This is a genomic window from Enterobacter sp. T2, from assembly GCF_010692925.1.
Taxonomy (GTDB): domain Bacteria; phylum Pseudomonadota; class Gammaproteobacteria; order Enterobacterales; family Enterobacteriaceae; genus Enterobacter; species Enterobacter kobei.
On sequence record NZ_CP048736.1, the window covers coordinates 1,995,265 to 2,007,726 of the forward strand.

Sequence of the window (12,462 nt, forward strand, 5' to 3'; positions counted from 1 at the left end):
GTAAGGTTATTACGGGTTCACAAAGGTGTTTTTTACCCGCGTCGACCGCTTGAAATAGGGCACCAGCAGCGCCGCGGCCAGTAACGGGAAAAGTAGCTGGCGGACCGCAAGCGCGTCAGACACCGGCGAGAACGCAAACGCCTTGACTGCCAGCAGGACTGAGATTAACAGCCAGATAATATAGTGCTTAGGCACCCCTTTGCGGCGTTTGAAGAAGGCGATGGTCAGCCACAGGGTGTAGTACCACATGCCGATCGCGAAAACGAAGGACACAAACCACATCGCAATATTAAGCACACTTTGCGACATCAGGGTCTGAATAGCGTGAGGGGTGATCAGTGCGGTGGTATAAAGCAGCAGCGCAAGCGATGCGCTTAACAAGGCAACCAGCAGCCATGCCAGTGGGGCGATTAACCAGCCTCCAATGCGTTCTCTAGGCGTTGCGGTCATGAACTCTCCCATAATCTGCGCGAAATGTTGTACAGCCAGTTTGCAGGGCGGAGAGTATATAACATTTCGCGCGGATGGCTACTTTCTTATAAAACGTAACGCCAGACAGACTTAGGCACTTCACCGACGTTGAACAAACGACCGCCGGAGACCAGCTCCGCACGGCGATGATCGGCGGCGCGATACATATTGATGATGTCCTGATTATCCGACAGGGTGTAGTTCAGGTGGTCAAACAGTTTTTCCAGGCTCTCAAGCGAATTGATCTTGCGAAATTTTAATAAATAGTCCTGAACTGTCATATTAATAAGTTTCCATATAAAAGTGAGTAATACCCGTTAAGGTAATTCGTTCGAATAATAAACGGATTAATAAAGACGTAAACAGCCCACTCAGGTAACGCGACGAAATTAGGAGTTTTCTTTGCTGAAATTCAGGCATCAGACGATGCCTGGAAGAGAAGGTTAACCGTGTTCACCTGGGCTGGCAATACGTAACTGACATAATATGTCACTCGTTATTGCAGTAACCGGTTACTTAGGTTGGGCGACTGTGACAGGCTCCGGCGGCTGGTAGTTATCGATGTGGCTGGCAACGCCGAGCAAAATGACCGATACCCCAAGAACAATCCATCCCGCTAATTCAATGATTCGATTAATAATTGATGTCATGACTCGTAATTGTACTTTATCCATAAATACAGGGCGCAAATGTTACAGCGAGGCCTCACCAACGGCAAGCGCTTTGGGAACGGTTCCCTTAAACAAAATCAGAAGGTTAATACTATGTAACGAAAACAACCGCCACAACCTGCTATTTTAAGTCATACGGCACATTATTAATCTGCGCTTATGCCAGGCTTGCCAGTGTGAAATAAGAACGTCATAAAAGAGGACGGCACTATGAGTGATAATATCCGCGTCGGTCTGATAGGTTATGGGTACGCGAGCAAAACGTTTCATGCACCTCTGATAGCCGGAACGCCCGGAATGATGCTGGCAGCAGTATCCAGTAGCGATGCTACCAAAGTCCATGCCGACTGGCCTTCCGTGCCGGTTGTCTCTGAGCCAAAACATCTCTTCAACGATCCGAATATTGATTTAATTGTCATCCCTACACCTAACGACACGCATTTCCCCCTGGCAAAAGCCGCGCTGGAAGCAGGAAAGCACGTCATTGTTGATAAACCTTTCACGGTGACGTTGTCACAGGCGCGTGAACTGGACGCGCTGGCAAAAGGCCTGGGCAGACTGCTTTCCGTTTTTCATAACCGCCGTTGGGACAGCGACTTCCTCACGGTAAAAACGCTACTCAGCGAAGGTACGTTAGGTGAGATCCTCTTTTTTGAATCGCACTTTGACCGTTTTCGCCCGCAGGTAAGAAACCGCTGGCGGGAGCAGGCCGGTCCGGGGAGCGGCATCTGGTACGATTTAGCCCCTCATCTTTTGGACCAGGCTGTCAACCTGTTTGGTCTGCCGGTGAGCATGACGGTCGATCTGGCCCAGCTCAGACCCGGGGCGCAGACGACCGATTACTTCCACGCGGTGTTAAGTTATCCGCAGCGCCGCATCGTGCTGCATGGAACGATGGTCGCGGCCGCGGAATCTGCCCGTTATATCATTCACGGCACGCGGGGAAGCTATGTGAAGTTTGGCCTCGATCCACAGGAAGACCGTCTTAAAAACGGTGAGCGTTTGCCGCAGGAAGACTGGGGCTATGATATGCGCGACGGCGTGGTCACGCGGGTTGAAGGTGAGGAACTGGTTGAGGAAACGTTGCTGACGATGCCGGGCAACTATCCGGCCTATTATGCGGCTATTCGCGATGCGTTGAACGGAACAGGAGAAAATCCGGTTCCGGCCAGCCAGGCGATTCAGATTATGGAGCTGATTGAGCTGGGTATCGAATCTGCCAAACATCGCGCCACGCTCTGTCTGGCATAGGGTTCAGATACTGTAGGCCGGGTAAGGCGCAGCCGCCACCCGGCAAAAAGGCTTACGCGGTTGCCACTTTATTCCGCAGAGCCTGCTTCTCTTCCGGCGTCAGGAACGCAATTTCCAGACCGTTGATCTGCGCCTGACGGATCTGCTCGCGGCTCAGACCCGCCTGCGGTGCGGCGTTATTGTATTCGTGGATGATATCCACGCCCTGTACCGCCGGATCGTCAGTGTTCAGCGAGGCCAGCACGCCGTGTTCCAGGAAGGTTTTCAGCGGGTGCTGCGCGAGCGTTGCCACGGTGCTGGTCTGAATATTGGACGTCAGGCACGATTCAATCCCGATACGCTGTTCTGCGAGGAAATCCATCAGGGCGCGGTCTTCTACCGCCTTCACGCCGTGACCGATACGCTCGGCGCCGAGCTCACGAATGGCCTGCCAGATACTTTCCGGGCCTGCCGCTTCGCCCGCATGAACGGTAATGTGCCAGCCGGCATCGCGTGCGCGGTTGAAGTGAGAGAGGAACAGGCTGCCCGGGAAGCCCAGTTCATCACCGGCGAGATCGACGGCAGTGATGGCATCGCGATGGGCCAGCAGCGCCTCCAGCTCCTGCAGGCAGGCCGCTTCGCCAAACGTACGGCTCATAATACCAATCAGACGGGCCTGGACATCGTAGGTTTCGCAGCCCTGGCGGACGCCTTCAATCACGGCTTCCACCACGCCTGCAACGGGCAGGTTGTGGGTCATCGCCATATAGCCCGGCGAGAAGCGCAGCTCAACGTAGTGTAGGCCGTTACGAGCCGCATCTTCAATGTTCTCAAACGCCACGCGGCGGCAGGCATCCAGCGAGGCCAGCATCTTCACGCCCCAGTCGAGTTTGCTCAGGAAGCTGACGAGGTCAGGTTCATTAGAGGTGACCTGTACGTGCGGGATCAATGACTCCAGCGTTTGAGCGGGAAGCGTTAAATTGTACTGGCGGCCAAGATCGAGGATGGTTTGGGCACGAATGTTACCGTCAAGGTGACGATGAATATCAGTTAAAGGCAGGCGTGTATCAATCATGGTCGCACTCTTTTCTGGTTAAAGTGCGCCATATTATAAAAACAAAACGGGGTAAAAAGCTATTTGCGCAAGGGAATATTCCGTTGCGCAAACTGATTACAGGAGCGTGTTAATCCCGGCAATGAGGCGTTTCACCCCTTGTTCCAGCTTGCTGCGCGGACAGCCTGCGTTCAGACGCACGAAACCGTTACCCTCGTTTCCGTAGGTATATCCCGGCATGATGGCCACTTTTTGATGCTCAATCAGTACTTTTTGTAGCGCGCGGTCATCAATATTTAGCGGGCGCAGATCAACCCAGGCCAGATAGGTGGCCTCCGGCGGCTGCCAGTTCAGTTTCGGAAAAGCACTGTTTAATTCCTGCGCGATATACAGCAGATTTTCTTCGAGATAGTGCCTTAGGGCATCCAGCCACGGCGCTCCCTGCTGGTAGGCGGCGATATGCGCCGTCAGTGCCAGCACGGAAGGGGAAGAGAGTCCGTCCCGGCCTTTTAAGGCACTGAGATAGCCGTTACGGCTCTCTTCTTCACCTATCAGGCCGTAAGCGCCCGTCAGCGCCGGGATATTAAAGCTTTTCGAGCCGGAGGTTAGCAGCGCCCATTTGCCGCGCGCCACCTCATTCCACGGCGTGTGACGATGCGCACCCCACACCATGTCCATATGAATTTCATCGCTGATAACAGCAACGTTATGGCGCTCGCACAACTCTGCCATGTGGGTCAATTCTTCGCGGGTCCAGACCTTACCGGTTGGGTTTTGCGGGCTGCACAGGAGCAGGATTCTATTTTCCGGTTTCGCCAGTGCCGCTTCCAGAGCAGCCATATTGCCCAGCCAGCCAGAAGCATGCTTTTCCATCTCAACCGGCACCACATGACGCCCATTGCCTTCAATGGCTTTGTAAAACGCATCGTATGCCGGGGTGTGCACCACCACGCCGTCGCCAGGAGCGGACCAGAGACGAATCAGCTCGGACACCATGTAGATGACGGAAGGGCCATACACGATGGTTTCGGTATCAATGTGGCTGTTAAAGCGCTGGTGGAACCAGTGCGCGACGGCGGCGAGAAATTCATCGTTTTTCCAGCGGCTGTAGCCAAACACGCCGTGGTTGATGCGCTGATGCAGCGCATCAGTAATGCAGGGGGCGGTGGCGAAATCCATATCCGAGATGGTGAAGGGCAGCAGGTCGGGCGCGCCAAAACGGTCGGCGACGTAGTCCCACTGTGTACACCAGGTGCCGTGACGATCCACGACGGTAGAGAAATCAAACATCACGTGAGTCCTTAAAGTAAAACCCCCTCAGAGCGAGGGGGCGGGGCATCAGGCTTCTACTGTTCGCATCAGGGTTGCCAGCTCATCTTTCACCGACTGTACCTGCGGGCCGATAACCACCTGCAAATTGTGCTGATTTAACTGTACCACGCCGATCGCCCGGTTGGCTTTCAGGGCGTTGGTATCCACTTTTGACATATCCGCCACCGACAAACGCAGGCGGGTAATGCAGTTATCCAGCGAGGTAATGTTATCCGCACCGCCCAGCGCCGCCAGAATGGCAGGGGTGTTATAGCCGGATTTGCCCACGGTTCCTGCAACCGCCTGTTCGACGCTGGTGGCTGTTTCAACATCACGGCCTGGCGTTTTCAGGTTGAAGCGGGTAATGGCGAAGCGGAAGATGCCGTAGTACACCGCAAACCAGATGGCCGCCACGACCGGTACCAGATACCACTTGGTGGAAAGACCATGCAGGATACCGAACACCACGAAGTCAATCACGTTGCCGTCGGTATTACCGATGGTGACGCCCAGCACCGCCATGACGGTAAAGCCCAGACCGGTCAGCACGGCGTGGATGAGATACAGCACCGGCGCAACAAACAGGAACAGGAATTCGATAGGCTCAGTGGTCCCGCCGACGACGCAGGCGATCACGCCGGAGATCAGCAGCCCTTTAATTTTATGGCGGTTTTCCGGACGCGCGCAGTGGTACATCGCCAGTGCCGCACCCGGCAGGCCGCCAAGGAAGGCTGGCATTTTACCCTGAGACAGGAAGCGGGTGGCGCTTTCAGAGAAGCCATGAGTGGTCGGGCAGCTCAGCTGCGCCTGGAAGATGGTCAGCGCGCCGCTCACATCGTGACCGCACACCTCCATGGTTCCGCCCGCTTCGGTGAATCGAATCAGGGCGACCAGGATATGCTGCAGGCCAAACGGCAGCAGCAGACGCTCACCGGTACCGAAGATCATCGGACCAAAATCGCCCGCGCCGTTAATGATGCGGCCAATACCGTTGATGCCCATCGCAAAGACTGGCCAGATCAGCGGAATGATCAAACCAAACAGACCCATCACCACCAGGGTAATAATTGGTACAAAGCGGGTACCGCCGAAGAAGGCCAGGGCATCCGGCAGGCGGATATTGTGGAAGCGTTCGTGCAGCATCCAGATAATCACCCCGGCGATCACCGCGCCGAGGATCCCGGTATCAATCGACTGGATACCAATCACGCTCTGAATGTTATTGGCTTTCAGCACGGCAGCGTCGGTGGTCGGCAGAATGCCTTTCGCGGTCAGCCAGAAGTTAACCGCCAGGTTCATCACTGCGTAACCCACAAAACCGGCAAACGCCGCCACACCTTTGTTCTCGCGCGCCAGGCCCAGCGGGATAGCGATACAGAACATCACAGGCAGGAAGCTAAATGCGAAGGAGCCGACTTTACTCATCCAGATGAAAATCGCCTGCAGTATGGGGGTACCGAGGAACGGGATTAGGGTAATGACGTCTTTACTGCTCAGTGAGCTGCCGATCCCGAGCATGATCCCACAGAACGAGAGGAGTGCCACGGGCAGCATAAAGGTTTTACCCAGTTGCTGGAAAAACTCCCACAGCGATATTTTTTGTGCTGCTTTCGCCGTCATAAAACGACTCCTTTATTGTTAAAATCAGTTTATCTGCTTCAATGCTGCGAGAAGATAAAACGTTTTATCAAAGTTTAGTGCGCGCTAAATCACATTCTCAGGCTTTAACTGGTAGTATAAAGATAACGTATTGATAAAACGTTTTACCGATCTCATTTCAGGGAGTCACGCCGACACATGGCTGTAGCGAAAAAAATCACCATCAACGATGTCGCGCTGGCGGCGGGGGTCTCCGTCAGTACCGTTTCTCTGGTGCTGAGCGGAAAAGGGCGCATCTCGCCTGCCACCGGGCAGCGAGTTAACGAGGCGGTTGAACAATTAGGCTTTGTGCGTAACCGCCAGGCGTCGGCGCTGCGCGGTGGACAAAGCGGGGTGATTGGCCTGATTGTCCGGGATCTGACGTCTCCGTTTTATGCAGAATTGACCGCCGGGTTAACCGAAGCGCTTGAAGCGCAGGGGCGGATGGTCTTTCTGCTGCACGGCGGACGCGAAGCCGATCAGCTCCTTTCCCGGCTGGATATGCTGCTCAACCAGGGCGTGGACGGGGTGATCGTCGCCGGGGCGTCGGGCGTGGGTAGCGAACTGTGCGAGCGTGCCGCCGAAAAAGGCGTGCCGCTGGTCTTTGCTTCGCGCGCCAGCTACCTGGACGAAGCGGATACGCTGCGCCCGGATAACATGCAGGCCGCGCAAATGTTGACCGAGCATCTTATTCGTCGCGGTCATCAGCGCATTGCCTGGCTGGGGGGTAAAAGTTCGTCCCTGACCCGCGCCGAACGGGTCGGCGGCTACTGCGCGACGTTGATCAAATACGGTCTGCCGTTCCACAGTGAATGGGTTGTTGAATGTGAATCCAGCCAGAAGAAAGCGGCTGAAGCGATAAATGCGCTGTTGCGAAGCAACCCGACGATCAGCGCCGTGATTTGCTACAACGATGTGATTGCTATGGGGGCCTGGTTTGGCCTGATCCGCGCCGGGCGGCAGAGCGGTGAGGGCGGGGTGGAAACCTTCTTTGGCCACCAGGTCTCGCTGGGGGCGTTCGCCGACGTCGGTGAAAACGCGCTGGATGACCTGCCGATCGTCTGGGCCACCACCCCCGCGCGGGAGATGGGTTATACGCTGGCGGACAGAATCATGCAGCGCATCGAGAATACGGATGTCCAGGCCGGGCACCAGATTGTGGCGGCGCGCCTGGTCACCGTGAAATAGACGCCTCTGCACATCGCCCGGCGGCAACGGCCCCCGATCGTAGGCCGGGTAAGCGTCAGCGCCACCCGGCAATAAAAAACCCCTCATGCGAGGGGTTTTGACGTTTACTGCTGCGGTGCCGCCGGTTCGGCTGGCGCTGCGGGTTCAGCCGGTTCCGGCATCCCCAGCGTCGGCATACCAAACATGCCGACGAAGTCTTCCAGCGGCATTTTGTCGCCGTTGAGCGTAACCTGACCATTGGTGTACTGCAGGCTGGTGGAGATGGTATTGTTTTCCACCTTCGTGATGCGGAACATCTGGCCCATCGCCGCCAGGCCTTTCACCTGCTGGTTCGCCAGTTTACCGGCGTCTTCGTCGCCGTAGCCTTCCAGCTTCGCAATCTGGGTCATAAACTCGGTTGCCATATCCATCGGGATAGTCAGCTTGCTGTCGAGGGACTTCACGCTGCGATCCACTTCCTGCGCCAGCGTCTGCGGTTCACCCGTTGCGGTTGCCGGATCTTTCAGGAACAGAGACAGGTTGAAGTTGGTTTCGCCTTTGCTGTTTTTCCAGCTCAGCGGTGCAACGGTTACCACCGGCTCGCCTTTCAGCAGGATCGGCAGGTTGTCGAACAGCACCGCCATCGCCTGCTGCTGATACGCTTCCGGGTTCTGTTGCAGAGCGGTATTGGTCAGCAACGCCTGGCTCTCTTTGCTGTATTTCTGGCTAAATTCATGCCACGCCTGGCCGTCGATATTGCCGATCTTCAGCGAGAGTTTGCCGGTGCCCAGATCCTGGTTCTGGACCTTCAGGCTTTTCAGCGTGTAGTCCAGCTGAGTGTTGATGCTTTTACCGTCTTTGGAAACGTCGGATTTGCCGTTGACGTCCATGCCTTCCAGCACGGCCATCTCTTTACCTTCAATCGCGATAGCAATCTTATCAACGGAGAGCGTCTGATCGCCGATACGCTCTTTAAAATCGGTCATACGGCTGTTGCCGTCGGCCTTCAGCTTATTGAAGGTGAGCTGAACTTTTTGGTTGTATTCGTTTACGGCGTTGACCAGGCCGCTTTCCGCTTCACCCGTCAGGGAGAAGACATTGCCATCCCGATCCGCGTCGACTTTGAAATTGCCGCCGCTGAAGGCGACTTTCTCATTCTCTTTCTCATAGTTCAGCGCTTTTAGGGCAATATCGGAACTGGTATCACCGGAGTAGCTGATGCGGGTGTTAATGTCGAAAGGGGATTCATTCTTTGCCAGGTCAAACAACGGTTTAGTGACGTCGTTATTCACCAGCACGGTGTGAACTGATGCCATGGACGGTATCAGATTAAACGATTTCAACTGTGCCAGCGGGAGCGGACCGTGGCTGACCACTTCATCCAGCACCACGCTCTGGCCTGGCTTCAGCCAGCCGTTTTCATTACCGGCCACTGGCTTCACCACCAGCTGCATATGGCTGGTGAACACGCCGCGCTGATAGTTCTGATAGCTCAGTTCCAGACCTGCTTCCGGCGCGCTGCGCTTAATCTCTCCATTAGCCTGTGCCACCATCTCAGCCAGACGGCCTTCCAGCTGTTTCCCGGTAAACCAGGAGGCACCCGTCCAGACCACGCCTAACGCTACAATCACTCCAACCGCTACGACCGATTTTTTCATTGCGACTATCCCTAAAATGAAACCAGGCGGTAAAAACCGCCCGGAGATATTAAGCCTGCAACTAGCTTAGCAAGAGTTGTTAAAAAATTCAGTAAGTGCTTAAAGCTTATTGAAAACGCGCGCCAGGCGACCGGTGCCGCTTACGCTAACCGGAGACTCATTCGCTGCAACGAACGCTGACTCACCGGGCTTAAGTACCAGACGCTGTTCACCTTTGTGCAGCGTGGCTTCGCCTTCGACACAGAACAGGATTGCTGCACTCTCCTGCGCAATGGTGGTTTCGGTCGGGCTCAGGTCGTGCAGGGAGAAGGCAAAATCGTCCACCGGGATCGGGAAGTCCAGCTCTGCACCTGTTTTGACAGGCTGGGTGAGCAGCTCACCTGCCGGTTTTGCCACAAACTTCACGTTGGCAACCAGCTCAGGAATATCGATATATTTCGGCGTCAGGCCCGCGCGCAGCACGTTATCGGAGTTGGCCATCACCTCCAGCGCCACGCCCTGCAGGTAGGCGTGCGGGGTTTCCGCGAACAGGAACATCGCTTCGCCCGGGTTCAGTTTCACCACGTTCAGCAGCAGGGGAGAGAACAGGCCGCTGTCGTCCGGGTAGAACGCGGAAATCAGACGGATGGTTTCCCACGGTTCACCGTGCTGGCTGTCCAGCGTCGCTTTGAGAACCGCCAGCGCGTGAGATTTCTCTTCACCCTGCATATTCAGCAGGCTGGCAAACAGCTGGCTCAGCGCGTCGGCATTCGGGTTTTCAAGGAAGTGGGCGATAGCCTTGTTAGCACCCGCGACCGGTTGCAGCAGGGAAACGATCTCGGAAAATTCGCGGAATGCGTTCATCGCCAGGAACGGGGTCAGCGCAAAGACCAGTTCCGGCTTGTGATTCGGATCTTTGTAGTTACGCTCGGCAGCATCTAACGGGATACCCGCCGCGTTCTCTTTCGCAAAGCCGATTTCAGAGGCTTTTTTGTTCGGGTGAACCTGGATGGAGAGCGGCTGGTCGGCACACAGGACTTTAAACAGGAACGGCAGTTCACCGAAGCGCTGAGCAACGTTGTCGCCCAACAGCGCGGATTTATCGGCATCGATCACGTCACGCAGGCTGCGTACCTGGCCGCTGGCGTCTGCAATTTTTGAGCTGCTCTTCGGGTGTGCCCCCATCCACAGCTCTGCCATCGGCAGGTTGTTGGGGTTAGCGATACCGTAGAGATCCGTTAACGCAGTTTTACTTCCCCAGGCGTAGTTTTGCACTGAGTTAATGAGTTTTTGCATTATCAAGCCCTGATTCAATTGTGGAATTAACTCCGGGTATTAAAGCAATAAACCACATGGAAGTAACCTGTGGATGTAAAAAGTCGTACTAGTCTCAGTTTTTGTTAAAAAATTGTGTAGGATAAGCTGACTCGCTTTTAAGCCGGGCAGCGGAACATCTGCCCTGAATAAACAGACCGAAGCAGTAAGTGAGAGAACAATGTCGAATAAACCCTTCCATTATCAGGATCCTTTCCCCCTCAGTAAGGATCAGACCGAGTATTACCTGTTAACCCGCGATCACGTCTCCGTTTCTGAGTTTGAAGGACAAGAGATCCTTAAGGTGGATCCGCAGGCGCTGACGCTGCTGGCGCAGCACGCTTTCCACGACGCCTCGTTTATGCTCCGTCCTGCGCATCAGCAGCAGGTAGCCGATATTCTGAGCGACCCGGAAGCCAGCGAGAACGATAAATACGTTGCCCTGCAGTTCCTGCGTAACTCCGATATCGCGGCGAAAGGCATTCTGCCAACCTGTCAGGACACCGGCACGGCGATTATCGTTGGTAAAAAAGGCCAGCGCGTCTGGACCGGCGGTGGTGATGAAGCGGCGCTGGCCCACGGTGTTTACAACACGTATACCGAAGATAACTTGCGCTACTCGCAAAACGCGGCGCTGGATATGTACAAAGAGGTCAACACCGGCACCAACCTGCCCGCACAGATAGATCTCTACAGCGTCGACGGTGATGAGTACAAATTTCTCTGCATCGCCAAAGGCGGCGGTTCGGCCAACAAAACCTATCTCTACCAGGAAACCAAAGCGCTGCTCACCCCGGGCAAGCTGAAGAACTACCTGGTCGAGAAAATGCGTACTCTCGGTACGGCTGCATGCCCGCCGTACCACATCGCGTTTGTGATTGGCGGTACCTCGGCTGAGAGCACGCTGAAAACCGTCAAACTGGCCTCAACCAAATACTATGACGGTCTGCCAACGGAAGGTAATGAACACGGCCAGGCATTCCGCGACGTGCAGCTTGAGCAGGAGCTACTGGAAGAAGCGCGTAACCTGGGGCTCGGCGCACAGTTTGGCGGTAAATACTTTGCTCACGACGTGCGCGTGATCCGTCTGCCGCGTCACGGTGCATCCTGCCCGGTCGGCATGGGCGTTTCCTGCTCTGCGGATCGCAACATCAAGGCGAAGATCAACCGCGAAGGCATCTGGATCGAAAAACTGGAAAACAACCCAGGCAAATACATCCCGGAAGAACTGCGTAAAGCGGGTGAGGGGGAAGCGGTTCGCGTTGACCTCAACCGTCCGATGAAAGAGATCCTGGCCCAGCTTTCTCAGTACCCGGTGTCGACTCGCCTCTCTCTGAACGGCACGATTATCGTCGGCCGTGACATTGCGCACGCGAAGCTGAAAGAGCGGCTGGATAACGGTGAAGGGTTGCCGCAGTACATTAAAGATCACCCGATCTACTACGCAGGACCGGCCAAAACACCTGAAGGCTATGCTTCCGGCTCGTTAGGTCCTACCACGGCGGGCCGTATGGACTCCTACGTTGACCAGATGCAGGCCAACGGCGGCAGCATGATCATGCTGGCAAAAGGCAACCGTAGCCAGCAGGTAACGGACGCATGCCATAAGCATGGCGGTTTTTACCTGGGCAGCATCGGCGGCCCGGCGGCGGTCCTTGCGCAGGGCAGCATCAAGAGCCTGGAATGCGTGGAATACCCGGAACTGGGTATGGAAGCCATCTGGAAAATTGAAGTGGAAGATTTCCCGGCGTTTATCCTGGTGGATGACAAAGGTAACGACTTCTTCAAGCAAATCCAGTCGTCCCAGTGTTCAGCGTGTGTGAAGTAGTCTGAAGAAAATGCCGGGTGGCGCTGACGCTTACCCGGCCTACATTCTCGTAGGTCGGGTAAGGCGTAGCCGCCACCCGACACCAAAAAGAGCGCACAAAGCGCCATATCGTTTCTCAGAAGTCATCAATACTTATCTCTT

11 protein-coding genes are annotated in these 12,462 nt (G+C 55.3%); 3 read left to right on the top strand and 8 right to left on the bottom strand.

Translation table 11 applies throughout. The features are described 5' to 3' along the window. Positions 1-9: 9 nt before the first annotated feature. From G0034_RS09520 to blr, 3 genes are all read right to left on the bottom strand, one after another. On the bottom strand, positions 10-450 hold the full coding sequence (locus G0034_RS09520; RefSeq protein ID WP_179120754.1) for a DUF2569 domain-containing protein: 441 nt from the start codon (positions 448-450) through the stop codon (positions 10-12). Positions 451-536: 86 nt separating this feature from the next. Further along, positions 537-752, bottom strand: a complete 216-nt coding sequence (gene ydgT, locus G0034_RS09525) for a transcription modulator YdgT (protein WP_013096896.1) — start codon at positions 750-752, stop codon at positions 537-539. Positions 753-983: 231 nt separating this feature from the next. After that, complete coding sequence (gene blr / locus G0034_RS09530) at positions 984-1,109, bottom strand: division septum protein Blr (protein ID WP_168112406.1); 126 nt, start codon at positions 1,107-1,109, stop codon at positions 984-986. Between the two features lie 243 nt (positions 1,110-1,352). Between blr and G0034_RS09535 the strand changes: the two genes are divergently transcribed. After that, complete coding sequence (locus tag G0034_RS09535) at positions 1,353-2,393, top strand: oxidoreductase (protein ID WP_023337193.1); 1,041 nt, start codon at positions 1,353-1,355, stop codon at positions 2,391-2,393. A gap of 52 nt (positions 2,394-2,445) precedes the next feature. On the opposite strand, the gene add is transcribed toward G0034_RS09535, so the two are convergent. From add to malX, 3 genes are all read right to left on the bottom strand, one after another. Continuing rightward, complete coding sequence (gene add / locus G0034_RS09540) at positions 2,446-3,447, bottom strand: adenosine deaminase (RefSeq protein WP_023332825.1); 1,002 nt, start codon at positions 3,445-3,447, stop codon at positions 2,446-2,448. Positions 3,448-3,543: 96 nt separating this feature from the next. Next, positions 3,544-4,716 carry a MalY/PatB family protein gene (locus G0034_RS09545; protein WP_179120755.1) on the bottom strand — a complete coding sequence of 391 codons (1,173 nt, stop codon included), beginning with the start codon at positions 4,714-4,716 and terminating at the stop codon, positions 3,544-3,546. Positions 4,717-4,764: 48 nt separating this feature from the next. Next, a complete protein-coding gene (gene malX / locus G0034_RS09550) occupies positions 4,765-6,357 on the bottom strand; it encodes a maltose/glucose-specific PTS transporter subunit IIBC (RefSeq protein ID WP_023337196.1) in 1,593 nt (530 codons plus the stop codon). Positions 6,358-6,534: 177 nt separating this feature from the next. On the opposite strand from malX, the gene G0034_RS09555 reads away from it, so the two are divergent. Then, positions 6,535-7,563 (top strand): Mal regulon transcriptional regulator MalI, encoded by a 1,029-nt coding sequence (locus tag G0034_RS09555; protein ID WP_014883587.1) that lies wholly within the window; start codon positions 6,535-6,537, stop codon positions 7,561-7,563. 104 nt (positions 7,564-7,667) lie between these two features. Here G0034_RS09555 and G0034_RS09560 read toward each other — a convergent pair whose 3' ends face one another. Further along, the gene (locus G0034_RS09560; RefSeq protein ID WP_023337197.1) at positions 7,668-9,200 is read right to left on the bottom strand and encodes a YdgA family protein; all 1,533 of its coding nucleotides are present in this window, start codon (positions 9,198-9,200) and stop codon (positions 7,668-7,670) included. 99 nt (positions 9,201-9,299) lie between these two features. Beyond that, positions 9,300-10,475: a mannose-6-phosphate isomerase gene (gene manA / locus G0034_RS09565; protein WP_014883589.1), complete on the bottom strand. Its 1,176-nt coding sequence runs from the start codon at positions 10,473-10,475 to the stop codon at positions 9,300-9,302. A 199-nt stretch (positions 10,476-10,674) separates the two neighbouring features. Between manA and fumA the strand changes: the two genes are divergently transcribed. After that, positions 10,675-12,321 (top strand): class I fumarate hydratase FumA, encoded by a 1,647-nt coding sequence (fumA, locus tag G0034_RS09570; protein WP_045269491.1) that lies wholly within the window; start codon positions 10,675-10,677, stop codon positions 12,319-12,321. The last annotated feature ends 141 nt before the right edge of the window (positions 12,322-12,462 follow it).

Bases quoted from the DNA above. Each gene is read 5' to 3' on its own strand.
- G0034_RS09520 (WP_179120754.1), bottom strand. From the start codon at position 450: ATGACCGCAACGCCTAGAGAACGCATTGGAGGCTGGTTAATCGCCCCA.
- ydgT (WP_013096896.1), bottom strand. From the start codon at position 752: ATGACAGTTCAGGACTATTTATTAAAATTTCGCAAGATCAATTCGCTT.
- G0034_RS09535 (WP_023337193.1), top strand. From the start codon at position 1,353: ATGAGTGATAATATCCGCGTCGGTCTGATAGGTTATGGGTACGCGAGC.
- add (WP_023332825.1), bottom strand. From the start codon at position 3,447: ATGATTGATACACGCCTGCCTTTAACTGATATTCATCGTCACCTTGAC.
- G0034_RS09545 (WP_179120755.1), bottom strand. From the start codon at position 4,716: ATGTTTGATTTCTCTACCGTCGTGGATCGTCACGGCACCTGGTGTACA.
- malX (WP_023337196.1), bottom strand. From the start codon at position 6,357: ATGACGGCGAAAGCAGCACAAAAAATATCGCTGTGGGAGTTTTTCCAG.
- G0034_RS09555 (WP_014883587.1), top strand. From the start codon at position 6,535: ATGGCTGTAGCGAAAAAAATCACCATCAACGATGTCGCGCTGGCGGCG.
- G0034_RS09560 (WP_023337197.1), bottom strand. From the start codon at position 9,200: ATGAAAAAATCGGTCGTAGCGGTTGGAGTGATTGTAGCGTTAGGCGTG.
- manA (WP_014883589.1), bottom strand. From the start codon at position 10,475: ATGCAAAAACTCATTAACTCAGTGCAAAACTACGCCTGGGGAAGTAAA.
- fumA (WP_045269491.1), top strand. From the start codon at position 10,675: ATGTCGAATAAACCCTTCCATTATCAGGATCCTTTCCCCCTCAGTAAG.